Raw genomic sequence first — 22,675 nt, forward strand, 5'->3', positions numbered from 1 at the left:
CCCCGCGCCCGGTCAGGCCCCTTCTGCGGCCACCGTCTCGGCCGCGGCGGCCTCCAGACGCCGCAGGGCGGCGCGCAGCCGGTCCATGGCGCGCTCGCGGCCCAGCACCTCGATGGACTCGAACAGCGGCAGCCCGACGGTACGGCCGGTGATCGCCACGCGTACGGGCGCCTGCGCCTTGCCCAGCTTCAGGCCGTGCGCCAGGCCGACCTCCTCCAGCGCGGTCTTCAGCGACTCGGGGTCGAAGGAGACGGCCTCCAGGCGGGCGAGATAGCCGGCGAGGATCTCGGCCGAGGCGTCGTGCTTCATGCCCTTGTCCCAGCTCGCCTGGTCGAAGACCGGCTCGGGGAGGAACAGGAAGTCCACGTTGGCGGCGATCTCGGACAGCACCGCCACCCGGGTCTGCACCAGCTCGGCGACCTTGGCGTAGGTCTCGACGTCCCAGCTCGGGTCGAGGAAGGGGCGGGAGCGGGCGATGAACTCCTCCAGCGGCAGGGCCCGGATGTACTCGCCGTTGAAGGCGCGCAGCTTCTTCTCGTCGAAGAACGCCGAGGACGGGTTGACGTCCTCCAGCCGGAACAGGGGCATCATCTCCGACCACGGCATGATCTCGCGGTCGTCGCCGGGGCCCCAGCCGAGCAGCATGAGGTAGTTGACCATGGCCTCGGGCAGGTAGCCCTCGTCGCGGTAGGACTCCAGGGCCACCTTGTCGCGCCGCTTGGACAGCTTCTTGCGCTGCTCGTTCACGATCACCGGCAGGTGGGCCCACACCGGCGGGGTCGCGCCCAGCGCGGGCCACAGGAGCTGCTGCCGCCCGGCGTTGGACAGGTGCTCCTCGCCCCGGATGACGTGCGTGATCCGCTGCTCGATGTCGTCCACCGCGTTGGCCAGGACGTACAGGGGGGAGCCGTCGGCGCGGGCGATGACGAAGTCCTCCATCGCCTCGTTCGGGAACTCCACCCGGCCCCGGATCACGTCCTCCACGACCGTGACGCCCTCGTCGGGCGTGCGGAAGCGCAGCGCGCGCCCGGGGCCCTCGGTCAGGCCGCGGTCGCGGCAGAAGCCGTCGTAGCCGCGCTGCTCGGAGCCGGTGCGGGCGGCGAGCTGCTCGCGGGTGCAGTCGCAGAAGTACGCCCGCCCCTCGGCGGCCAGCTTCTGCGCGGCGGCGCGGTGCTGCGGCTCGTACGCCGACTGGAAGTAGGGCCCCTCGAAGACCGGGTTCTGGCCGTGGATGCCGATCCAGGCGAGCGCGGAGATGATGCCCTCGGTCCACTCCGGCCGGTTGCGGGCCGCGTCGGTGTCCTCGATGCGCAGCACGAACCGGCCCCCGGACTGCTCGGCCAGCGCCCAGTTGTACAGGGCGGAGCGGGCGCCGCCGACGTGGAACATGCCGGTGGGGGACGGGGCGAAACGAACCCTAATCACGGGAGACCACCCGGTTGGTGAGAGTGCCGATACCTTCGATGCCGACACCGACCTCGTCGCCGATGCTCAGCGGGCCGACGCCGGCGGGGGTGCCGGTGAGGATCACGTCGCCGGGGATGAGCGTCATGACGGCGGTCACGTACGCGATCAGCGCGGGCACGTCGTGCATGAGCTGCGAGGTGCGCGCGCTCTGCCGGATCTCGCCGTTGACCGTCGTGGTGATCGCCAGGTCGGACGGGTCGAGGTCGGTCTGGATCCACGGGCCCAGCGGGCAGAACGTGTCGAAGCCCTTGGCCCGGGTCCACTGGCCGTCCTTGGCCTGCAGGTCGCGGGCGGTGACGTCGTTGGCGCAGGTGTAACCGAAGATCACTTCCTTGGCGCGCTCGACCGGAACGTCACGGCAGAGCCGGCCGATGACCACCGCCAGCTCGCCCTCGAAGTCGACCCGCTCCGACAGCTTCTCGGGGTAGACGATGGCCTCCCCCGGCCCGATCACCGCGCTGGACGGCTTGCTGAAGATGACCGGCTCGGCGGGCGGCTCGCCGCCCATCTCGCGCGCGTGGTCGGCGTAGTTCTTGCCGATGGCGATGATCTTGGTGGGGATGATGGGCGCGACCAGCCGCACCTCGGCGAGCGGGAAGCGCTCCCCCGTGAACTGGACCCCGCCGATCGGGTGACCGGCGACCGACGAGACGAACTCCTCGCCCGGGCCGCCCTCGACCACGCCGTAGGTCACACCTTCGCCGGCGGAGAACCTCGCGATACGCACTGGTGACTACCCCTGAGAGTCGGATGCCGTACGGCATGCAGCCTACTGAGCCGCCGGGGGTACTCGGGGACGCCTCCCCGGGGGAGGTGACGGCGGCCCCGCGGCAGGCCGCCCGAATTTCCCCTTATAGCCAAATTTATAGCCATATATGCAGAAAACATACTTAGTCCCGGATTACCCGGCTGACCTGCGGCAATGGTGTGGATAACGACTGGGGGAAGGAAACGACGTGTCCGACACCATGCACAACACGACGACCGAAGCCGGGGTGCCCCGCGCCCGGTCGGGGTCGGCCGGGGAGACCCTGGTCACCGGCAGGGGGACGACCACCATCAGCGACGGCGTGGTAGCCAAGATCGCCGGCATGGCGGCGCGCGAGGTACGGGGCGTGTACGCCATGGGAGCCGGCACCGCCCGCGCCCTGGGCGCGATGCGCGGCATGGTCGGCGGCGGCCAGGCGGGCCCGGCACAGGGCGTCTCGGTGGACGTGGGCGAGCGCCAGGCGGCTGTGGACATGGACGTGGTGGTCGAGTACGGCGTCGCCATACCCGACCTCGCGAGCGCGGTACGCCGCAACGTGATCGCCGCCGTGGAGCGTATGTGCGGCCTTGAGGTCACCGAGGTGAACCTCAAGATCGACGACATCCACCTGCCCGAGGAGGACAGGCAGAAGTCCCAGCCCGAGGAGCCCAGGGTCCGGTGACCGGCCGCAAACGGGACCGCGGCCGCGCCTCCCGCGCCCCCGATCCCGCCACCCGCCGCGACGAGCCGGGGAGCCCCGCCGCCCCCGGCCCGCGGCCCGCCGCGCCCGCGGCCGGCGGCGCCGGCGGAGGCGGGGGCACCGCCGGCGTCCCGCCCCCGGAGGGCACGCCGCACAGAGAGCACAAAGAGAGCGGGCCCTTCCGGGAGCGCGCGGAAGGCGCACGGCGTACCGAGCGTACGTCCGGCACGGAGGGCACGGAGGGCACGCCGATCGGGGAGAGTGCGCCGCGCGGAGGACCTTCCGAGGGGCGGGAGACGCCGGCCGCCCCCGCCCCGGAGATGCCACGTCCGCGCGAGGCCCGTCCTGAGGACCGGGCCGGCGAGGAGCGTACGGAGACCCAGGCCGGGGACCGGGTGGAGGATCTGGCCGGGGAGATGGCGGAGGCGGTTCGCCGGTGCCCGGACGTCGCGGCGCTGTCGCTGGGACCGTTCGGGACCGTCGCGACCTACCTGCCCGGGGTCAAGGTGTCCGGTGTCGCGGTGCGCGACGGCGAGATCGACATCGCCATCGTGGCCAGGTACGGCCGTCCGCTGCCCGAGATCGCCGACGAGGTGCGCGACGCCGTCGCCCCGCTGGCCGGCGGGCGCCGGGTGAACGTGGCCATTGACGACCTGGAGCTGCCGGAGACGGCGGCGGCGTGAACGTCCGCACGCGCGACGTGCGGGGATCGAGAGGAACACGGAGGGCCAAGCGATGGAAACCTTCCCGGTGTGGCCGATCGTCGGCCTCGTCGTGGGCATGGTGCTCGGCGTGGTCGGGGCGTTCGGAGGGCTGGGCGCCTTCCTGCTCGTGCTGGTGCTCGGGGTGGTGGGCCTGCTCGTCGGCCGGATCATGGAGGGCGGGCAGATCGACCTGTCCCAGTTCTCCGCGAGACGGCGATGAACACCGGCGAGTACGGCGGGACCGCCGAGCCGGAGGGGCCCGAGCCGGCGGAGCGGCGCGGTGTGACCCGGATACCCGACCACGTGGTGTCCCGGATCGCGACCCACGCCGCCGCCGAGGTGGAAGGGGTGCTCGACGTACGCCGCCGCCACGCCCGCGGCCCGTGGGGCGGCACGGCCCGCGCCTCGGTGCACGGCGACGTGGCCTCGGTGAGCATGGACGTCTCGGTGGCCTATCCGGCGCCGATCCGCACGGTCGCCGACGAACTGCGCCGCCACGTCGCGACCCGGGTGCACGAGCTGACCGGCCTGATCGTGGACCACATCGACGTGGACGTGGCCGCGCTCGTCCCCGGCCAGCGCCCGGCCCCGCCCCCGCGGGAGATCCCCGAGCCCGGCCGGGAACCCGAGGGCTCACGGCCCGCGGAGGCCGCCGAGATGACCCGGGAAGGGCCGGAGCCGCCTCAGGGCCCCGGTGAGGGGCCGGAGAGCCGGCGCCCCGGGGAGGGGCCGGAGACGCGGCCCTTGCGGGACGACTACCGGGAGGTGTGAGGCATGACCGCGATCGGCGCGGGCGGGCAGGGAGCCGCCGCGCACCCGCCGGCCAGGACCGTGCGCAGGGCGCGGCGCGCGGCCATGCGCCGCTTCAGGCCGCGCCGGATCGTCCCCGCGACGATCGCGGCGGCGGTGTTGCTGGCGGTCTCGCTGCTCGTGCTGATCGAGGTGGTGTCCGGCCTGGTCGGCCGGCCCGCCCGGATCATCCCGTACGACGCGATGCTGCGCTGGGCGGCCACCACCCGGTGGAACGAGGCCGCCGTGCTGACGGGAGCCGCGATCGTGGCGCTGGTGGGCCTGCTGCTGCTCCTGCTGGGACTGGTGCCCGGACGGCCGAGCCACGTGCCGCTGCGTACCGAGGACCCGGAACTGATCATGGGCATGCAGCGGCGCAGCTTCGCCCGCGCGCTGGAACGGGCGGCCGAGACGGTGCCGGGCGTCACCCGGGCGCGGGCCCGGATGCGGGGCGGGCGGGTGCTGATCACGGCCTCCTCCGCGATGCACGACCCGGGCGGGCTGGAGCAGTCGGTACGCGAGGCGGTGTACGGCAAGCTGCGATCGCTCGCACCGGCGGTGGAGCCGCCGGTCGATGTGAAGGTGCGGAGGAAGTGACGGCGATGGCCAAGGAACGCGCGACCGCCCGCGGCAACCGGCTCGGTCTCACCCTGCTCGGCCTGGTGCTGCTCGCCGGAGGCGGCTACGCCCTGGCCCGCGGCCTGGGCGCGTTCGGGGCCCTGCGTGCGATGGAACGCATCGCGGGCCCGCGCGAGATCGTGTTCTTCGCCCGCTCGCCGTGGATCTGGTGGGTGATCGCGGCCGTGGCGCTGATCCTGGCGCTGCTCGCGCTGCGCTGGCTGCTCGTGCAGGCCCGCCGGGACGCGCCCACGGGCCTGCGCCTCGCCGAGGGACCCGGCGGCGTGACCGAGGTGGAGTCGAGCGGCGTGGCGAACGCCCTGGAGTCGGACGTCACCGAGCACCCGGCCGTGCTGCGCGCCCGCGCCGCCGTAACCGGGACCGGCGCGGAGCCGGGCGTACGGCTGCGCATGGTGGCCGACGAGGAGGCCCCGGTGGACGAGCTGCGCCACCACCTCGGCGCCCGCGCGATCCCCCGGATGCGCGAAAGCCTGGAGGTCGAGCACCTGCCGGCGGAGGTCCGGCTGCGCCTGGAACCACACCGGCGCAAGACCCGCACCCTGCGCTGACCTAGGGAACCGACCGGCGGCGCCGACAGCACCGCTGACCGCAGCGCCGACCAGCGCCGCCGACCGACGCCGCCGACGGCCGGATGGGTGTCGCGTCGCTCAGGCGGTCTTGGGCCCGGCGCTCTGCACCACCTCGAAGGACCACAGCTCGGAGCCGGATGCGGCCGGGCCGCCGTGCCCGTGCCCCTGGCCCCCCTGCCCGTGCCCCGGACCGCCCTGGCCGTGCCCGGGGCCGCCCTGGCCGTGCCCGGGGCCGCCCTGGCCGTGCCCGGGGCCGCCCTGGGCCTGGGCCTCGGCGGCGGCCTGGGCGTGGCCGGCCTGGAACGCCTGGCTCTTCTGCCAGCGCTCGAAGTCGGCCTCGCTGCGCCAGCGGGTGTAGACGAGGTAGCGGTCGGTGCCCTCGACCGGTCGCAGCAGCTCGAACCACTCGAAGCCGTCCGACGACTCCACCATGCCCGCCCGGCCCGCGAACCGGCGCTCCAGCGACTCGCGCATCTCGGCGGGTACGGTCAGCACGTTGATCTTCACGACGCTCATGCGGGCGGCTCCTTCGCGACGGCATCGGCGTAACGGACGTCTCCCATTCTGTCGGGCCCTCCGCCCGGCGGCGCGACCGGGCGTACCTGGGAGACTGATAACGATGTGACTGTTGTGCCGGACGTTAACTTGACCCGCGGCGCCGACCTCCGGGAACATGATCCGCCATCCCCCTCGACCGGCCCGGAAGGACTCTGGCGTGCCCGCCCGCACACGTGCCCTCAGCCTCGCGTTCGCCATGCTGCTCTCCTGCGTGACCGCGGCCACGGCGACGGGGACTGCGACGGGCACGGCGAGCGCCGCGACGGCCCCCGAGGCGGTCAAGCGCACCGCCGAGTGCTCGGGCGACTGGCTGCCCGCCACGCCGACCTCGGAGGAGATCATGAAGGGCGAGCTGTCCTTCCTGGACCTGCCCGCGGTCAAGGTGGGCAAGGACGTCAACTGGCGGTGGAGCCCGTACAACAACCGGTCCTGGGACATGGTCTTCCACTCGCTGCGCTGGATGGGCCGGCTGGTGGCCGACTACGAGAGCAACGGCGACGCCGCGTACCTCGCCCGTGCCACCGAGATCGCCAAGGACTGGGTGCGGGACAACCCGCGCGGCGGGCGCACCACGAGCCCGTACGCGTGGGAAGAGCACCCGATCGCGCTGCGCGCCCCCGCGCTGGTCTGCCTGAGCATGCACGTCAAGGCCGACTGGCTGACCAAGAGCCTGGCCGAGCACGCGCGCATGCTGTCGAACCCCAAGCTGTACGAGAAGGGCCACAACCACGGCATCGACCAGGACATCGCGCTGCTCGGCATCGGCTGCCGGTACAAGCGCGCCGAGTGGTCCAGCCTGGCGATCAGGCGGCTGACCGAGACGGTCGAGCTGGACGTGGACTCCCAGGGCGCGCTGCGCGAGCAGGCGCCCCGCTACGCCCTGTACGTGCACTCGCGGCTGCGGGTCGCGATGGACAACATCAAGGCGTGCGGGCGCAAGGTCCCGGCCGAGATCGTCAAGCGGTGGGAGTCGCTGGAGGGGTTCATCGCGCACTCCACGCAGCCCAACGGCCAGATGGTGCCGATCGGCGACGGCGGGCCCGACGTGCGGCCCGAGGCGTTCGACCACCCGAAGGAGACGGTGAAGGTCTTCCGCGGCGGCTACGTCTACGGCCGTACGGCGTGGGACAAGCCCGCGTCGGCGTACTACTCGATCAGGTTCGGGCCGGGGCAGATGTACCACGGGCACGAGGACCACCTGGGCGTCACCTACTACGCGCAGGGCCACGACGTGCTGGTGGACGTCGGGTTCCACTCCTACGAGGACACCGCGTACCGCAAGTGGACCAACGCCCCGGAGGCGCACAACGTGCCGGTGGTGGTGGGCGAGGCGTTCCGGCCGCGTACGGCGACGAAGCTGGTCAAGGCGTCCACGGGCGGCGACCGGCAGAGCTACCGGCTGACCGACCGGGCGTACGGCGTGAGCCGTACGCGCTCGGTGCTGGTCAACCACGGCAGCGACGTGATGGCCGTGCTCGACTCGGCCTCCGGCGGACGCGAGATCAGCAACATCTGGCACTTCGCCCACGACCTGACCACCGTCTCGGCGAGCGGCGGCGCGGTCGTGGTCAAGGACGGCGGGGGCTGGAAGGCCACCCTCCTGCAGTACGCGCTGCCGTCGTGCAAGCCGGTGAGCGGCCTGAAGGTGGTGCGCGGCCAGACGAGGCCGTACCAGGGCTGGGTCTCCCCGGCGTACCTGAAGAAGCGGCCCGCGCCCGCGGTGCTCTCGCCCGCGTCGGCCGACCCGCTGCTGACCATCGTGGTCCCGGGAGTGGACCGGCCCGAGGTGCGCTGCGGCGGCGGCAAGGTCTCGGTGGAGACGACCGACGGTACGGTCACGTTCCGCGCCACCGCCGCAGGCGGGCTCTCCTGAGGCCGGGCTGACCCCGGGAGGCCCCGTCTACAGGGAGTCGCACTCGCGCCCGGCGCGGAGCAGCCCGTACGTCACGGCCTCCTCCAGCGCCTGCCAGGACGCCTCGATGACGTTCTCGGCGACGCCCATCGTGGCCCACTCGCCCTTGCCGTCGCTGGAGGTGATCAGCACGCGGGTGATGGCGTCGCTGCCGTGAGTGCCTTCGAGTATGCGCACCTTGAAATCGGTCAGCTCCAGCGCGGCCAGCTCGGGGTAGAGCCGCTCCAGCGCCTGGCGCAGCGCGCGGTCCAGCGCGTTGACCGGGCCGTTGCCCTCGCCGGTGGCGACGATACGCTCGCCCTTGGCGTGCACCTTGACCGTGGCCTCGCTGACCACCTCGCCGGTGGGGCGGCGCTCCACGATGGCGCGCCAGGACTCCACGGTGAAGTGGCGGCGGCGCTCGCCGTTGAGGGTGTCCTTCAGCAGCAGCTCGAAGGACGCGTCGGCGGCCTCGAAGGTGTAGCCGCGGGCCTCCAGCTCCTTGACCTTCTCCACCAGCTCGCGCGACTCCGTCGCGTCGAGCTCGTAGCCAAGCTCGCGGCCCTTGAGCTCGACCGACGCGCGCCCGGCCATGTCGGAGACCAGCATGCGCATGTCGTTGCCGACCTGGGCCGGGTCGATGTGCTGGTACAGGTTGGGGTCCACCTTGATGGCGCTGGCGTGCAGGCCGGCCTTGTGGGCGAAGGCGGACACGCCGACGTAGGGCTGGTGGGAGTTGGGGGTGACGTTGGTCACCTCGGTGATCGCGTGCGCGATGCGGGTCATGTCGGCGAGCGCCTCCTGCGGCACCAGGTCGAAGCCCCGCTTGAGCTGGAGGTTGGCCACCACGGTGAACAGGTTGGCGTTGCCGGACCGCTCGCCGTATCCGTTGGCGCAGCCCTGCACGTGGGTGGCGCCCGCCTTGACCGCGGCCAGGGTGTTGGCGACCGCGCAGCCGGTGTCGTCATGGCAGTGGATGCCCACGCGGGCGCTGGTGGCGACGGCCGCCAGCACGACCTCGGCCAGCTCGTCGGGGAGCATGCCGCCGTTGGTGTCGCACAGCGCGATCACGTCGGCGCCGGCCTCGGCGGCCGTGCGTACGACTTCGAGGGCGTACGCCGGGTTGGACTTGTAGCCGTCGAAGAAGTGCTCGGCGTCGAGGAAGACCCTCTGGCCCTCCGCACGGAGGTGGGAGACCGTGTCGCGGATCATCGCGAGGTTCTCCTCAAGGGTCGTGCGGAGGGCCAGTTCGACGTGCCTGTCGTGACTCTTGGCGACAAGGGTCACGACAGGCGCGCCGGATTCGCGCAGTGCGGCGACCAGTGGGTCGTCGGCCGCCTTCACCCCGGCCCGGCGGGTCGCGCCGAACGCGGCGAGCTGCGCGTGCTTCAGGTCGAGCTCTGTTCGAGCCCGCCGGAAGAACTCGGTGTCCTTGGGGTTCGCTCCCGGCCAGCCACCTTCGATGAAGCCGACGCCGAGGCCGTCCAGGTGGCGGGCGATGGCCAGCTTGTCGGCCACCGTCAGGTTGAGGCCCTCTTGCTGCGCGCCGTCGCGCAGCGTGGTGTCGTACACGTGGAAGCGATCGTCGGCCATGATCTGTGACATCTCCTGGGAAACAAAAAGACCCCTCACGGACGTGAGAGGTCTGCGCGCCGGCTGGTCCTTCGGGCTAAGTGCCGGCGCGCCTGCTGATAATGAGCAGACCAGAGAACATGATGCCTGCCAGTCTGCCACACTCGGCCACCATCTGGCACATCGATCTCACCATCCGCCCGCCCGGACCCCGCGCGGGCTCCTCGACCAGAATGGTCGGCATGAAGGCGACCTATCTGGACCCCCGTGTCGGGCAGTACGTCCTGGCCCACGCCACCCAGCCCGACGAGGTGCTGGAGGCCCTGGCCAAGGAGACCGTCGAGGCCACCGGGGGCGACTCCGAGATGCAGATCTCCCCCGAGCAGGGCCCGTTCCTCACCATGCTCGCCCAGATCGCCGGCGCGCGTAACGCGGTCGAGATCGGCACGTTCACCGGCTACTCCTCCATCTGCATCGCCCGCGGCCTGGCCCCCGGCGGCCGTCTGACCTGCTTCGACGTCAGCGAGCAGTGGACCTCCATCGCCCGCCGCCACTGGCGCGAGGCCGGCGTGGCCGACCGCATCGACCTGATCCTCGGCCCCGCGGCCGAGACCCTGGCCGCCTGGACTCCCGCGGAGCCCGTGGACCTGGCCTTCATCGACGCCGACAAGGGCGGCTACCCGGTCTACTACGACCTGCTCATGGACCGCCTGGCGCCGGGCGGCGTCATCCTGTGCGACAACACCCTCCGCCGCGGCACCGTGGCCGACCCCGACACCACCGACCCCGTCACCGAGGCCATGCGCGCCTTCAACGACAAGGTGATGACCGACCCCCGCGTGACCACCGTCCTGCTCCCCCTCGCCGACGGCCTGACCCTGATTCGAAAGAACTGACGAATTCTTTCCCGTTCCTCGGGCGAACACGGCCGACGGCCACTACATTCAGTGCCGCACTGCTAACGTTACGTCCACAGGCCCGGAGGGGATGATGGAATCATGGCCAAGGTGCTCGATCGCCCGACGACCGCGACCTACTCCGCGCGGTACAACTACAGCGTCGTCCGTGACCTGTTGCCGCCCGGAGACGCCGTCGAACTCCTCGATGACGACTGCGTCGTCGTGCCCGATCTCCCGCCCGAACGGCTCGACGTCGTCTATCAGCAGGTCTGCGACGCGTTCCCAGAGAATCTCCGCGTCGAGATCATCAACGGCCGGATCGTGGTGAACCCGATGCCCACGATCAATCACGCCAAGACCGTCAACGAGTTGCAGTCGCGTCTCAACGAGACGGCCAGGCGCCGCGGCTGGCACGTGCTGCAGAACATCAAGCTGCACTTCGGCCCACAGTCCGATCGCGCCATTCCAGATCTCAGCGTGATCAGTGACAACGCACGGATGTGGGGCGACGACGAGGTCTTCAGCGACGACGCCCTGCTCGCCGTCGAGGTGGTGTCGAAGAGCAGCATCAGGAACGACCATCTCCACAAGCCACGCGCATACGCCGGAGGAGGTGTGCCGCTTTACCTGATCGTCGACCCGTTCGACCGCACGGCCCGGCTGTTCAGCATGCCCAAGGACGGCCGCTATGCCGCCGAGACCGGGGTCCGCCTGGGCGAGCCACTGGAGTTGCCCGCCCCATGGGAGATCACGCTCGACACCACCGGACTCACGCCCTAGCTGTACCTAGCGCGAAGACCTGGCCGGGCCCTCTGGAGGCGGGTGGAATCCAGAGGAGATGGCCCTTCGGCGAGCGTGAAGCAGAAGCGCGAGCGTGAAGCAGGAGCACTGCCCCGACACTCCCCCGTGCACCCCTTCCCCGGGTGCACGGGGGCCGTGCGTTCCCGAGTGCACGGAGCCGTGCGTTCCCGGGGTGCACAGGGCCGCGCGTTCCCGGGGTGCACAGGGCCGCGCGTTCCCGGGGTGCACAGGGCCGCGCGTGGGCATCAGCAGATCTTGTGGATCCAGTCGTGGGTGTCGGGGCGGGTGCCGTACTGGATGCCCATCAGCTCCTCGCGGAGCTTGAGGGTGACCGGGCCGGGGGTGCCGTCGCCGACGGTCCAGGCGCGGTCGGCGCCCTTGGCCGAGCCGACCGGGGTGATGACGGCGGCGGTGCCGCAGGCGAAGACCTCGGTGAGCTCGCCCGACTCGCAGCCGGCCTGCCACTCCTCGATGGAGATGCGGCCCTCCTCGACCTCCAGGCCGACCTGGCCGGCGATGGTGAGGATCGAGTCGCGGGTGATGCCCGGCAGCAGGGTGCCGGTGAGGGCGGGGGTCAGCAGCTTGTCGCCGAAGACGAAGAACAGGTTCATCCCGCCCATCTCCTCGACGTACCGGTGCTCGTGGGCGTCGAGCCAGACCACCTGGTCGCAGCCGTTCTCCACGGCCTGGCGCTGGGCGACGAAGGCGGCGGCGTAGTTGCCGCCGCACTTGGCGAAGCCGGTGCCGCCCGGGGCGGCGCGGGTGTACTCCGTGGACAGCCAGACCGACACCGGGCGCACGCCGCCGGAGAAGTACGACGCCGCGGGGGAGGCGATGACCATGTACTTGTAGGTGCGCGAGGGGTAGTTCACCCCGAGCGCCGGCTGCGTGGCGATCATGAAGGGGCGCAGGTAGAGGCTGTGCCCCTCGGCGGTCGGCACCCAGTCGCGGTCGGTCTGCACCAGCAGTTCCAGCGACTCGACGAACGCGTCCTCCGGCAGCGCCGGCATGGCCATGCGCGCCGCCGAGGTGTTGAAGCGGGCCGCGTTGGCGTACGGCCGGAACATGACGATCGCGCCGCTGCTCTGCCGGTACGCCTTGAGCCCCTCGAACAGCTCCTGCGCGTAGTGGAAGACCGACGTCGCCGGGTCGAGGCTGAGCGGCCCGTACGGCATGAGCCTGGCGTCGTGCCAGCCCTCTCCCTCGGTGTAGTCGATGGAGATCATGTGATCGGTGAAGTAGGTGCCGAACCCGGGATTCGCCAGTACCTCCGCCCGCTCGGCCGCGGTGCGAGCGTGGTCGGATAGCTGCACGTCAAAGCTGAGCTTCTGGGTGGCGGTCATGACGATGGTCCTTATCTCTCTCTGCGGGGGCGGCGCCTGACTCCATTGTGCGCTGAGTCGGGCTTGCGTTAGGTATCGAGGAGCGTATGGGAAGTTACTGCATCAACCGGCGCATCAGGCAGGGGGCGCGGACACGAAAACGCGCACGGAGCCCCGTGTCGGGGCCACCGTGCGCGTCTGGACGTGTGTGGCGGCCCGCCCTAGCCGGCTACTCGGGCGGTGATGTCGTCGCCGATCTCGCGGGTGCTGCGGGCGGTCCAGTTGCCGCCGCGCTCCAGCAGGTCGTCGGCGACGGCCTGCTCGACCTTGGCCGCGGCCTCGGTGAGGCCGAGGTGGTCGAGGAGCATGGCGACGGACAGGATGGTGGCGGTGGGGTCGGCCTTGCCCTGGCCGGCGATGTCGGGGGCGCTGCCGTGGACCGGCTCGAACATGCTCGGCGCGGTGCGGTCGGGGTTGACGTTGCCGCTGGCCGCGAGCCCGATGCCGCCCGCGATGGCGGCGCCGATGTCGGTGAGGATGTCACCGAAGAGGTTGTCGGTGACGATGACGTCGAACCGCTCGGGCTGGTTGACGAAGAACATCGAGGCGGCGTCGACGTGGCAGTAGTCGGTGGTCACGTCGGGGTAGTCGGCCGCGACGCGCTGGAGCGTGCGGGACCACAGGTCGCCGGCGTAGGTGAGCACGTTGGTCTTGTGGACCAGCGTGAGCTTCTTGCGCGGCCGGGAGCGGGCCTTGTCGAAGGCGTAACGGATCACGCGCTCCACGCCGAAGGCGGTGTTGAACGACTCCTGGGTGGCGATCTCCTGCGGCGTGCCGCGCCGCATGACGCCGCCCGCGCCGGTGTAGGGGCCCTCGGTGCCCTCGCGGACCACGACCATGTCGATGTCCTCGGGACGGGCCTCGCCCAGCGGGGTCGCCACGCCGGGGAACAGCTTCACCGGGCGCAGGTTCACGTAGTGGTCCAGCTCGAAGCGGAGCCGCAGCAGCAGGTCGCGCTCCAGCACGCCCGGCGGCACGCTCGGGTCGCCCACGGCGCCGAGCAGGATCGCGTCGTAGCCGCGCAGCTCGTCGAGCACCGCGTCGGGAAGCGTCTCACCGGTCGCGTGGTAGCGCTTCGCGCCGAGGTCGTAGGTGGTCGACTCCACCTTCTGCCCCACGGCCTCAAGGACCTTCAGGCCCTCGGCGACGACTTCGGTGCCGATCCCGTCTCCGGGGATGACTGCCAGACGGATGCTGCGTGACTCCATGCGCGTACCTTACCTGCCCGTCTCGGTTCCTGAACAACCGTCTCAGAATCCGGACATTCCGCCCGGATTCCCAACCTAGCGGGCCGGGGAACCCCCGTTGTCACGCCGGTCCAGCGCGAACTGCAGCGCCTCGGCGGCCTCGTCGTTGTCGTCCTCGGAACGGTTCCAGGGATACATGTCGTACATGGTGATGATCTCGCTCTGCGATTCGAGGCGCGCGGCGACACGCGCCGATATGGATGATCTGTGCGGATTCCGGTCACGAACCCGGGGCATGCTCCACGCCTCTCGCCATCCGGGTCACGGACGCGGGCGCGGGCGTCGGCCAGCAGGCGCGCACTCCGCGACGGGTCGCCGGCCTGCCCTGATCAGGCCCCGTCGCGGCAGGTAATGATCACAAGTACCTGGCGCATTACTTCACAAGGGTACCTCGCCACCGCGCGTCCGTCTTGTCCCCCGACCCCTCGTCTCACAATATGGACAGGGCCGGGGTACGGGGCAGGGGGCGGCCGGTCGCAGGTGGTGCGATACGACCGCCCCGGGCCCCATGGGCCGCACAATGTGCGATGACACGGTGAAGCGACCCGAAGCAGGGCACGCCGCGACTCCGCTCGGAGTGTCACGGAGATCGACGAGCCCCGGGCTTGAGGTGAAGAAAACCGGCCATCCTCCACCGGGTCCGCCGCACACAGGCGGCAAGCCCCGGTGCCGACCTCCCACACGACACGAGGCGGCCGGTCCTCGGCCGCGCCCGGCACGCAGTCAGCGACCCCCAGAAGGCCCTCCCGGCACCCGGCAAGCACGGTCGGCGTCCCCCCGAAACCCCCGGAAGGGGGTGGCCCAGATGTGGGCCTCCCCTACCGGACGAGGCGGCCGGTCCTCGGCTGGGCCTGCCGCGCGGAGGCGGGCCGGCCGACATGGTCCCGTCGTCCAGTGCCGGGACGGGGCGGGTCAGGCCACGGCCCGGGCCGCCGCCCGTAGCCGGCCAGGACCGGCGCGGAACCGCCCGGTGCTGGGGCGGAGCAGGTCGGCCCTCGGCCGGGCCCGCCGCTCACTGCCGGCGGGGCCCGGGGTGGGCCCGGCCGGTGGTGGGCGGGGCGGGGTTCGGACGGACCCCGGCGGAGGTGGCGGGGCGGGGTTGGGGCGGGCCCCCGCCGTAGTGGCGGGGGTCAGCGGGTGGGGTGGGTCAGTCCTCGGCCAGGTCTACGGCGCGGCCGTCGTCGGCGCCGATTTCCTGGATGATCTGCTCCACCACCTCGTCGGGGATCGCCGAGTCGACGGTGAGGGCGATCAGGGCGCGTCCGCCCTTCTCATCGCGGGCCACCTGCATCGAGGCGATGTTGATGGAGTGGTCGCCGAGGATGCGGCCGGTGATGCCGACGATGCCGGGGCGGTCGGAGTAGGTGAAGAAGGCGAGGTGGTCGGTGGGCTCGATCTCGGTGGCGTAGCCGTTGACCTCGACGATCTTGGTGATCTGGCGGGGGCCGGACAGCGTGCCGGAGACCGAGACCGCGCGGCCGTCGGCCAGGACGCCGCGTACGGTGATGACGTTGCGCCAGTCGGGGCTCTCGGAGCTGGTGACCAGCTCGACGGTGACGCCGCGGTCCTGGGCCAGGAGCGGGGCGTTCACGTAGGTCACGGCGTCCTCGACGATGTCGGTGAAGACGCCCTTGAGCGCGGCCAGCTCCAGCACGCGCACGTCGTGGGCGGCGATCTCGCCGCGCACCTCGATGTCCAGCTTGGTGGCGGTCTCGCGGGCCAGGGCGGTGAAGACCCGGCCGAGCTTCTCGGCGAGGGGCAGGCCCGGCTTGACGTCCTCGGCGACGGCGCCGCCCTGGACGTTGACCGCGTCGGGCACGAACTCGCCCGCCAGGGCCAGCTTGACGCTGCGGGCGACCTGGGTGCCGGCCTTCTCCTGGGCCTCGTGGGTGGAGGCGCCGAGGTGGGGCGTGACGACGACGCTGTCGAGCTCGAACAGCGGGCTGTCGGTGCAGGGCTCCTTGGCGAAGACGTCGATGCCCGCGCCCGCCACGCGGCCCTCCTTGATCGCGGAGTACAGGGCGCCCTCGTCCACGATGCCGCCGCGCGCCACGTTGACGATCCGCACGTTCGGCTTGACCATGTGCAGCTCGCGGTCGCCGATGAGGCCGATGGTCTCCTTGGACTTCGGCAGGTGCACGGTGATGAAGTCGGACTCGCGCAGCACCTCCTCCAGGCTGACCAGCCGCACGCCCATCTGGGCGGCGCGGGCCGGCTGGAGGTAGGGGTCGTAGGCGATCAGCTCGACGCCGAACGGCTGCAGCCGCTGGGCCACGAGCTGGCCGATGCGGCCGAGGCCGAGGATGCCGACGACCTTCTGGTCCAGCTCGACGCCGGTGTACTTCGAGCGCTTCCACTCGCCGCCCTTGAGCGCGGCGTGGCCCTGGGCGACGTTGCGGGCGCTGGCCAGGATGAGCGCGATGGTGTGCTCGGCGGCGCTGGTGATGTTGGAGGTCGGCGCGTTGACGACCATGACGCCGGCCTTGGTGGCGGCCTCGACGTCCACGTTGTCCAGGCCGACGCCGGCGCGGGCGACGACGCGGAGCTTGGGCGCGTGGGCGAGCGCCTCGGAGTCCACCTGGGTGGCGCTGCGTACGATGAGCGCGTCGGCCTCGGCGAGGGCGGGCAGGAACTGGCTACGATCGGCGCCGTCGGTGTGGCGGACCTCGAAGTCCGCACCGAGCACGGCTAGACCGGCCTCGGAGAGCTCCTCGGCGACGAGGACAACGGGCTTGTTCACGAGTGATCCTTCGTGAGCGGGCGGGCATGAACCTCACCCAGTCTACTGAGGCTTGTGAAAGCGTTCACGAGAGGTGGAGGTTTCTTCACCTGCGACATCCGCCACATCGCCGGGGTGGCGTAGCGTGGGGGCGTTACCCAGTTCGGCGGACTTCCATCCCCCCGGCCGCCATCTTGGTATTGATCGCAAGAAATCTTCCCGATTACCCTGATAAGCCGTGGTCTACTACCTATCGTTCACCATATGAGCATCGGGAACCCCGCTCTCGGAGAAGTGCTCGCGCAGCACGGCAGCCCGCACCGGCTTCTGGCGGCACTGGCCGAAGGGGGAGTCCTGGTCGCCGTGCGCCCCGACCGGTCCGTCGTACTGGGCACGACCCAGGCCGGCGACCGCGTCCTGCTCGGTTACACCGGGCCCGACACGTACGCGCGGCACCGGGGAAGCCACTCCCTGTCCGAGTGCGACGCCGACACGATCCTCGACATCCAGCGGGTCACCGGGGTGCGCGAGATCGTGATCGACGCGGCGGGTCCGGCCGCCGCGGCCATTCCCATCGAGGACCTGCAACGGTTCCTCCGCTCCACCCGGACGGGACCCACGCCGGTGCTGTCCGGCGCCGCGCCCACCGCGTACGCGACGGGCGCGATGGCCACGGTGAACCGCACGGCCACGACCATGCGCGGCGCGCCCCCGCAGCCGGCGCCCAGGCCCGCGCCCGCACCGGCCCCGCCGATGCCGTCCATGCCGCCCATGTCGTCCATGCCGGCGATGCCGTCCATGCCGGCGACGCCCTCGATGCCCTCGATGCCCTCGATGTCCTCGATGCCGGCGGCTCCCCCGCAGTCGTGGATCCCCGCGCCGCGCCCCCATCTGTCGGGGCCGATGCAGCAGGTCGATCCAGGCTACCGGCGCTGCACCCACCCGATCCTGCCCGGCCTGCGCAAGGCGCTGGCCGAGCTGCTGGCCGACTTCCCGCTGGTGCACCACGTGTGGATCTCCGAGGCCCGCACCGCGTCCGGGGCGCCCGGCATCATGCTGCACGTCAAGGTGCACATGTCGGCCGCCGAGGACGTCGTACGCGACCTGCACCGCGGCGTGCGCGCCCGCCTGCCGCAGCTCGCGGCCAGCGAGGCGCCGATCCTGATGGCCCGGGTCGCCGACGCGCGCAGCGAGCGGCGCATGGTCGAGCTCGGCGCGCACGTGGTCTGTGCCGATGTGACCGACTGAAAGCAATCCGCCACGCCGAGTAGCGGCGTGGTTCGTTGCGGAAGCGGCGAGGAAGGGGCACAACAGGTGGCATGACGCGCTCCAACCCTCTGTATCAGGTCCGCTACGCCGTACGCCATCCGGCGAAGGTGCTGCCGCATCTGCGCCGCCTCACCAGGGACGCCTGGTTCCGCCTGCGCACCCGGGACCACGTCAGCTACTACCGCCGGGTGATGAAGTCCGACACCGCGCGCAGCCCCGAGGCCGCGGTCGGCAGCAAGTCGCACGCCCGCTGGCTCGCGCTGGGCCAGATGCAGTTCGACTACCTGGTCGGGCACGGCCTGAAGCCGGGCATGCGGATGCTGGAGATCGGCTGCGGCAACCTGCGCGCCGGCCGGCTGTTCATCGACTACCTCGACGCCGGCGACTACTACGGCGTGGACATCTCCCCCGACATCCTCATGGCCGCGCAGGACGTGCTGGTGCAGTACAAGCTGCAGGACAAGCTGCCGCGCCTGACCCCGGTGCGCGACCTGCGCCTGGCGTTCCTGCCCGATGAGCACTTCGACGTGGTGCACGCGCACAGCGTCTTCTCGCACTCCCCGCTGCACGTGATCGAGGAGTGCTTCGCGCACGTGGGCCGGGTGATGAAGCCGGGCGGCTGGTTCGACTTCACCTTCGACCGCACCGAGGGCCGCGAGCACCAGGTGCTGCGCGAGGACTTCTACTACCGCACCGAGACGCTGCTCGATTTGGCCGCCAGATACGGGCTGGCGGCCAGGTTCATGGACGACTGGGAGAAGCTGCCCCACAAGCAGTCCAAGATCCGTATCACCAAGGAGTGAGGTTTCCGCCCGCTCGCGGGCGGGAGGCCCGGTGAGCGTCAGGCGATCCGGCGCGGCAGGGCGATCCTGCCGCGTGCGAACGCCGCGGCGACCAGCATGGCCAGCAGCGGGAGGCCGACCGCCCCACCGCCCAGCAGCGCCCACGGCACCTCGATCGTCGGGGTGACCGGCTCCGGCGACAGCGGCCAGCCCCACGCCGTCCCGAAGCGCGCGGTCAGCCGCCACGCGGCGGCCACGCCGGGGACGAGGCCCGCGAGCAGGCCGAGCAGCACCCCCGCCCCGGAGATGATCGCGGCCTGCCCGGCGACGAAGGCCCGGCGGGTGCGCGCGGTCGCGCCGACGGCGTGCATGACGGCCAGGTCGTGCCGGGCGTCGGCGGCGGCGAGGCCGGTGGCGGTGAACGTGGCCCCGAGCACGACCAGGGCCACCGCGACCGCCAGGGCGAGGAGCTGCGGCGCCACGCCGCTCTGCGGGCCCCGCTCGACGTAGATGCTCAGGCTGTAGTAGACCCGGCTCAGGTCCCCGGCGATGGCCTCCTCCTCGCCGGGCGTGATCCGGTGCTCGCCCGGGTCCACGATCAGCGCCTCCAGCGTCACCTCGTACCCGGCCCGCTCGACCGCCGCGCGGGGCAGCACGGCTTGCACGGTCCTGGTCTGCGGGCGGGCCGCGACGGCTGGAACCGGGACGACGCGCCGCTCCTCCTCGCCCGCCTCCCCGTACGACGTCAGCACCAGGTCCGTGCTTCCGTTGCGCAGCAGCGCGGGGTCGAAGACGACGGCCTTCCCGGCCGCGAACGCCGCTTCGGCCTCCGGGTCGGCCCGGCCGAGCAGGTGGCGCAGCAGGCGTACGTCGCCGACCGGCACCGAGGGGGTGGAGACGGCGCAGCCCTCTCTCCGGCAGTCCGGGGTCTCCAGCCAGGCGAGCACGCCGGTGCGCTCTCCCTGCGGCGCCGACCACCGCTCGATCGGGGTGACCCCGGGCAGGCGGGCGGCCAGCCCTCGCCGGACCTCGCGCCAGTCGGCATCGGTGAGCGCCCAGCCCCCGATCACCGCCGCACCGGGCACCTCTCTGGGCGCGTACCTCTGCTCGCGGGCCGCCGCCTCGCTGGAGGCGGCCAGGGCGGTGGCGGTGGCGATTGCGGTCGCCGCCATCACGGCCGCGATGGCGGGGGCGGTGCGCCCCCGGTGCCGTACGGCGTCGCGCCCGGCCAGGCGCAGAGGCAGGGGCAGGCGGGCGGCGACCGCCGCGGCGAGCCCGGCCAGCGTGGGCGCCAGCGCGACCAGGCCGAGCTGGGTGACCAGGACGCCGCCCACCAGGGCCAGCGTGCCCCGCTGGGCGTACACGCTGCCGCCGGTGCGCGCCAGGACGGAGGCGAGGGTGAGCGCCGTCCCGGCCAGCACCAGGATCACGCCGGCGATCGGCAGGCCGCGCCGGGCGCGGGGCCGCTCGGCCCGTCCGCCGAGCACCGCGGCCACGTCCGTACGCGCCGCCTGCCGTGCGGGGATGACCGCGGCGATGACCGCGCCGGCCGCGCCGAGCACGGCCACCAGGGCGACCTGGCCCCACGGCACCTCGAACGGCCCCGCCGTGGCGACGCCGAGCCGTGTCAGGAACGGCAGGCCGGCGCCGGCCGCCGCGATGCCCAGCGCCGCCCCCGCGAGGGCGCTGAGCACGCCGAGCACGAACCCGTCGGCGAGCACGATCGCGCCCAGGTGCCTTCCGTCGCCGCCCTGGGCGGCGACCTGGCCCAGCTCGGCCCGGCGGCGGCGCAGCCCGACCGCGAACGCGGGCCCGGCCAGCAGGGCCACCTGGAGCACGATCATCGAGACGACCAGCCCGGCCAGGGCGAGGACGCCGCCGCCGGTGACCCCGGCGACGCTGGGCACCGCGCGGGGGTGCATGCGCACCTCGGGCGGGTCCTCGATCACGGCGCGCGAGCGGACGACCAGGCCCTTGGCGTTGAGCGGCGAGACGGCGTCCCAGAGCATCGGACGGGGCGTGTCGGCCAGCCAGGAGCGAGTGGCGGTGGGCCCGGCCAGGCCGCTGCCCGCGGCGGCGACGATCACGTCGGCCCGCATGGGCGTGCCGGGTTCGAGCACACCCACGATCCGCTGCGGCGCCCTGCCGCGCATGACCAGCGAACCGCCAAGGCGGACGCCATGCTCCAGCATGGCGGGGGTGACGGCGACCTCTCCCCCGGCGGCCGGCGGGCGGCCGCGTTCGAGCCGGAACATGCCGCGGGTCAGCGGGTCGCGCAGGTCGGCCTCGACGATGGTGGCGGGCGGATACCAGCGGCCGGCGCGGTAGGGAGCGCCGCCCTGGAGCACCGGCAGCAGGCGGGTGCCGGGCGGCAGCAGCGCGGCCACCTCGGCCTGCGTCCACGGCCGCGCCGGCCCGCCGCGGCCCACCTGGATCTCGCCGTCGGGCGACTGCTCCACCCGGGTGCGCCCGGCGTCCTCGATCCGCGCGTCGGCGGCGCCGACGTGCCAGGCCAGCGCCTCCTTGACCGACACGTCGCCGGTCGCGGTGACGGTGGCGAGCGCGGTGCCGACCAGGACCGGCAGGCCGACCATGGCGGCGATCAGCGCGCTGCGGCCCTTCGCCCGGCGGATGCCGCGCCAGGACAGGCGCAGCGCGACACCGAATCCAGCGACACCGAATCCAGCGATACCGAATCCGGCGATCATCTGGCGCTCACCGCCGCTGCGGCGGTGTCCACCGCGCCGTCGCGCAGGAACACCACGCGGTCGGCCCAGGCGGCGTACCGGGGCTCGTGGGTGACCAGCAGCACCGCGGCGCCGGCGTCGCAGCGGGCGCGCAGCAGGCCGAGGATCTGGTCGCCGGTGTGGGTGTCGAGCGCGCCGGTCGGCTCGTCGGCCAGGACGAGGCGGCGTTCGCCGACCAGGGCTCGGGCGATGGCGGCGCGCTGACGCTGGCCGCCCGAGACCTCCTCCGGCAGCCGCTCGGCGACGTGGCCGGCGCCGACCTCGGCGAGCGCGGCGCGGGCCTCCTCGCGCGCCCGCCCGGCCCGTACGCCGTCCAGCTCGCGCGGCAGCGCCACGTTCTCCAGCAGGCTCAGCGACGGGATCAGGTTCACCTCCTGGAAGACGTACCCGACGCGGCGGCGGCGCAGCGCGGCCAGCGCCTTGGGGGCGAGCGCGCCGAGGTCGGCGCCCTCGACGGTGACCCGGCCCGACGTCGGCCGGTCCAGCCCGCCCGCCAGGTTGAGCAGGGTGGACTTGCCCGAGCCCGAGGGCCCCATCACCGCCACCAGCTCGCCGGCCGCGACCGACAGGCTCACCCCCTTCAGCGCGTGCACCGCGCCCTCGCCCTCGCCGTACGCCCTGGCCGCCTCGGCCAGTTCGACCACGACGCTCATGCCCGTCCCTCCTGTGGTGTGGCGGCCAGCACGGCCTCGCAGTGGTCGAGCCAGCGCTGCTCGGCCTCGGTGCGGAAGATCATGGAATCCAGGACGAGCCGGTGGGCCGTGGTGATGCCCTCCGCGCGCTTGGCGCGGGTGAGGTCCTGCATCACGGCCATGGTGGCGGCGCGCTGGGCCTGGACCACGGCGGCGACGTCCACGCCCGGGGTGGTCATCGCCATGGCCAGCTTGATGACCAGTTCGTCGCGCGGGCGGTCGGCCGGGACGAGGGGCGTGCGGAACCAGCGCTCCAGCTCGGCCCGGCCGTCGTCGGTGATGGCGTAGGACACGCGGCCCTGGGCGTCCTCCTCGCCCTGGACGACCAGGCCGTCGCGTTCCAGGCGCGACAGCGTCGTGTAGACCTGGCCGATGTTCAGCGGCCAGGACGCCCCCGTGGACGCCACGAACTCCGCGCGCAACTGATACCCGTGCCGCGGCCCCGCGCTGAGCAAGGCGAGCAGCCCGTGCCTGATCGACATGCGTACCGAGTATGCATA

The 22,675-nt window shown here is 72.4% G+C and carries 21 protein-coding genes; 11 read left to right on the forward strand and 10 right to left on the reverse strand.

The annotated features are described in order from the left end of the window. Positions 1-12: 12 nt before the first annotated feature. Together gltX and HNP84_RS11065 are read right to left on the reverse strand one after the other, a co-directional pair. Positions 13-1,389, reverse strand: coding sequence for a glutamate--tRNA ligase (gene gltX, locus HNP84_RS11060; protein ID WP_221336169.1), 1,377 nt, complete (start codon positions 1,387-1,389; stop codon positions 13-15). 28 nt (positions 1,390-1,417) lie between these two features. Next, entirely contained in the window at positions 1,418-2,194 is a 777-nt protein-coding gene (locus tag HNP84_RS11065; protein ID WP_185049526.1) for a fumarylacetoacetate hydrolase family protein, read from the reverse strand. Positions 2,195-2,435: 241 nt separating this feature from the next. Between HNP84_RS11065 and HNP84_RS11070 the strand changes: the two genes are divergently transcribed. From HNP84_RS11070 to HNP84_RS11095, 6 genes are read left to right on the forward strand one after another with little or no spacing between them, the layout of a single operon-like run. Continuing rightward, complete coding sequence (locus tag HNP84_RS11070; RefSeq protein WP_185049742.1) at positions 2,436-2,897, forward strand: Asp23/Gls24 family envelope stress response protein; 462 nt, start codon at positions 2,436-2,438, stop codon at positions 2,895-2,897. Next, positions 2,894-3,598, forward strand: a complete 705-nt coding sequence (locus HNP84_RS52780; RefSeq protein WP_246518022.1) for an Asp23/Gls24 family envelope stress response protein — start codon at positions 2,894-2,896, stop codon at positions 3,596-3,598. The genes HNP84_RS11070 and HNP84_RS52780 overlap by 4 nt, the downstream gene beginning before the upstream one ends. Positions 3,599-3,650: 52 nt before the next feature. Beyond that, positions 3,651-3,839: a hypothetical protein gene (locus tag HNP84_RS11080; RefSeq protein ID WP_185049527.1), complete on the forward strand. Its 189-nt coding sequence runs from the start codon at positions 3,651-3,653 to the stop codon at positions 3,837-3,839. Then, complete coding sequence (locus HNP84_RS11085) at positions 3,836-4,390, forward strand: Asp23/Gls24 family envelope stress response protein (RefSeq protein WP_185049528.1); 555 nt, start codon at positions 3,836-3,838, stop codon at positions 4,388-4,390. The genes HNP84_RS11080 and HNP84_RS11085 overlap by 4 nt, the downstream gene beginning before the upstream one ends. Before the next feature lie 3 nt (positions 4,391-4,393). Beyond that, positions 4,394-5,005 carry a DUF6286 domain-containing protein gene (locus HNP84_RS11090; protein ID WP_185049529.1) on the forward strand — a complete coding sequence of 204 codons (612 nt, stop codon included), beginning with the start codon at positions 4,394-4,396 and terminating at the stop codon, positions 5,003-5,005. Next, positions 5,002-5,595: an alkaline shock response membrane anchor protein AmaP gene (locus tag HNP84_RS11095; RefSeq protein ID WP_185049530.1), complete on the forward strand. Its 594-nt coding sequence runs from the start codon at positions 5,002-5,004 to the stop codon at positions 5,593-5,595. The genes HNP84_RS11090 and HNP84_RS11095 overlap by 4 nt, the downstream gene beginning before the upstream one ends. 99 nt (positions 5,596-5,694) lie before the next feature. Here the strand turns inward: HNP84_RS11095 and HNP84_RS11100 are convergent, their stop codons facing one another. Continuing rightward, complete coding sequence (locus tag HNP84_RS11100) at positions 5,695-6,132, reverse strand: antibiotic biosynthesis monooxygenase family protein (protein WP_185049531.1); 438 nt, start codon at positions 6,130-6,132, stop codon at positions 5,695-5,697. 199 nt (positions 6,133-6,331) lie between these two features. Here HNP84_RS11100 and HNP84_RS11105 point away from each other — a divergent pair, with 199 nt between their 5' ends. Next, positions 6,332-8,047: a heparinase II/III family protein gene (locus HNP84_RS11105; protein WP_312924390.1), complete on the forward strand. Its 1,716-nt coding sequence runs from the start codon at positions 6,332-6,334 to the stop codon at positions 8,045-8,047. Between the two features lie 27 nt (positions 8,048-8,074). Here the strand turns inward: HNP84_RS11105 and cimA are convergent, their stop codons facing one another. Then, a complete protein-coding gene (cimA, locus tag HNP84_RS11110; protein WP_185049532.1) occupies positions 8,075-9,658 on the reverse strand; it encodes a citramalate synthase in 1,584 nt (527 codons plus the stop codon). A gap of 221 nt (positions 9,659-9,879) precedes the next feature. Here cimA and HNP84_RS11115 point away from each other — a divergent pair, with 221 nt between their 5' ends. Beyond that, on the forward strand, positions 9,880-10,533 hold the full coding sequence (locus HNP84_RS11115) for an O-methyltransferase (RefSeq protein WP_185049533.1): 654 nt from the start codon (positions 9,880-9,882) through the stop codon (positions 10,531-10,533). A gap of 102 nt (positions 10,534-10,635) precedes the next feature. After that, on the forward strand, positions 10,636-11,316 hold the full coding sequence (locus tag HNP84_RS11120) for a Uma2 family endonuclease (RefSeq protein ID WP_185049534.1): 681 nt from the start codon (positions 10,636-10,638) through the stop codon (positions 11,314-11,316). Between the two features lie 266 nt (positions 11,317-11,582). Here HNP84_RS11120 and HNP84_RS11125 read toward each other — a convergent pair whose 3' ends face one another. From HNP84_RS11125 to serA, 3 genes are all read right to left on the reverse strand, one after another. Further along, positions 11,583-12,680, reverse strand: a complete 1,098-nt coding sequence (locus HNP84_RS11125; protein ID WP_185049535.1) for a branched-chain amino acid aminotransferase — start codon at positions 12,678-12,680, stop codon at positions 11,583-11,585. Positions 12,681-12,880: 200 nt separating this feature from the next. Next, positions 12,881-13,927: a 3-isopropylmalate dehydrogenase gene (locus HNP84_RS11130; RefSeq protein ID WP_185049536.1), complete on the reverse strand. Its 1,047-nt coding sequence runs from the start codon at positions 13,925-13,927 to the stop codon at positions 12,881-12,883. 1,186 nt (positions 13,928-15,113) lie between these two features. Next, positions 15,114-16,706, reverse strand: coding sequence for a phosphoglycerate dehydrogenase (gene serA / locus HNP84_RS11135; RefSeq protein WP_185049537.1), 1,593 nt, complete (start codon positions 16,704-16,706; stop codon positions 15,114-15,116). A gap of 243 nt (positions 16,707-16,949) precedes the next feature. Between serA and HNP84_RS11140 the strand changes: the two genes are divergently transcribed. Both HNP84_RS11140 and HNP84_RS11145 read left to right on the forward strand, forming a co-directional pair. Continuing rightward, entirely contained in the window at positions 16,950-17,933 is a 984-nt protein-coding gene (locus tag HNP84_RS11140) for a hypothetical protein (RefSeq protein ID WP_185049538.1), read from the forward strand. Between the two features lie 71 nt (positions 17,934-18,004). Continuing rightward, positions 18,005-18,757 carry a class I SAM-dependent DNA methyltransferase gene (locus HNP84_RS11145; RefSeq protein WP_185049539.1) on the forward strand — a complete coding sequence of 251 codons (753 nt, stop codon included), beginning with the start codon at positions 18,005-18,007 and terminating at the stop codon, positions 18,755-18,757. 38 nt (positions 18,758-18,795) lie between these two features. Here HNP84_RS11145 and HNP84_RS11150 read toward each other — a convergent pair whose 3' ends face one another. Genes HNP84_RS11150 through HNP84_RS11160 form a run of 3 tightly spaced genes read right to left on the reverse strand, consistent with a single transcriptional unit; the run spans position 18,796 to position 22,657 of the window. Beyond that, positions 18,796-21,444, reverse strand: coding sequence for an FtsX-like permease family protein (locus HNP84_RS11150; protein ID WP_185049540.1), 2,649 nt, complete (start codon positions 21,442-21,444; stop codon positions 18,796-18,798). Next, the gene (locus tag HNP84_RS11155) at positions 21,441-22,136 is read right to left on the reverse strand and encodes an ABC transporter ATP-binding protein (protein ID WP_185049541.1); all 696 of its coding nucleotides are present in this window, start codon (positions 22,134-22,136) and stop codon (positions 21,441-21,443) included. Before HNP84_RS11155 ends, HNP84_RS11150 begins: the two co-directional genes overlap by 4 nt. Beyond that, positions 22,133-22,657 carry a PadR family transcriptional regulator gene (locus HNP84_RS11160; RefSeq protein ID WP_185049542.1) on the reverse strand — a complete coding sequence of 175 codons (525 nt, stop codon included), beginning with the start codon at positions 22,655-22,657 and terminating at the stop codon, positions 22,133-22,135. Before HNP84_RS11160 ends, HNP84_RS11155 begins: the two co-directional genes overlap by 4 nt. Positions 22,658-22,675: the final 18 nt, after the last annotated feature.

Source organism: Thermocatellispora tengchongensis, assembly GCF_014202315.1.
In the GTDB taxonomy this organism is placed as follows: Bacteria; Actinomycetota; Actinomycetes; order Streptosporangiales; family Streptosporangiaceae; genus Thermocatellispora; species Thermocatellispora tengchongensis.

Coding starts and splice junctions, on each gene's coding strand:
- gltX (WP_221336169.1), bottom strand. CDS start 1,389: ATGTTCCACGTCGGCGGCGCCCGCTCCGCCCTGTACAACTGGGCGCTG.
- HNP84_RS11070 (WP_185049742.1), top strand. CDS start 2,436: ATGCACAACACGACGACCGAAGCCGGGGTGCCCCGCGCCCGGTCGGGG.
- HNP84_RS11080 (WP_185049527.1), top strand. CDS start 3,651: ATGGAAACCTTCCCGGTGTGGCCGATCGTCGGCCTCGTCGTGGGCATG.
- HNP84_RS11085 (WP_185049528.1), top strand. CDS start 3,836: ATGAACACCGGCGAGTACGGCGGGACCGCCGAGCCGGAGGGGCCCGAG.
- HNP84_RS11090 (WP_185049529.1), top strand. CDS start 4,394: ATGACCGCGATCGGCGCGGGCGGGCAGGGAGCCGCCGCGCACCCGCCG.
- HNP84_RS11100 (WP_185049531.1), bottom strand. CDS start 6,132: ATGAGCGTCGTGAAGATCAACGTGCTGACCGTACCCGCCGAGATGCGC.
- cimA (WP_185049532.1), bottom strand. CDS start 9,658: ATGGCCGACGATCGCTTCCACGTGTACGACACCACGCTGCGCGACGGC.
- HNP84_RS11115 (WP_185049533.1), top strand. CDS start 9,880: ATGAAGGCGACCTATCTGGACCCCCGTGTCGGGCAGTACGTCCTGGCC.
- HNP84_RS11120 (WP_185049534.1), top strand. CDS start 10,636: ATGGCCAAGGTGCTCGATCGCCCGACGACCGCGACCTACTCCGCGCGG.
- HNP84_RS11125 (WP_185049535.1), bottom strand. CDS start 12,680: ATGACCGCCACCCAGAAGCTCAGCTTTGACGTGCAGCTATCCGACCAC.
- HNP84_RS11130 (WP_185049536.1), bottom strand. CDS start 13,927: ATGGAGTCACGCAGCATCCGTCTGGCAGTCATCCCCGGAGACGGGATC.
- HNP84_RS11140 (WP_185049538.1), top strand. CDS start 16,950: ATGAGCATCGGGAACCCCGCTCTCGGAGAAGTGCTCGCGCAGCACGGC.
- HNP84_RS11145 (WP_185049539.1), top strand. CDS start 18,005: ATGACGCGCTCCAACCCTCTGTATCAGGTCCGCTACGCCGTACGCCAT.
- HNP84_RS11150 (WP_185049540.1), bottom strand. CDS start 21,444: ATGATCGCCGGATTCGGTATCGCTGGATTCGGTGTCGCTGGATTCGGT.
- HNP84_RS11155 (WP_185049541.1), bottom strand. CDS start 22,136: ATGAGCGTCGTGGTCGAACTGGCCGAGGCGGCCAGGGCGTACGGCGAG.
- HNP84_RS11160 (WP_185049542.1), bottom strand. CDS start 22,657: ATGTCGATCAGGCACGGGCTGCTCGCCTTGCTCAGCGCGGGGCCGCGG.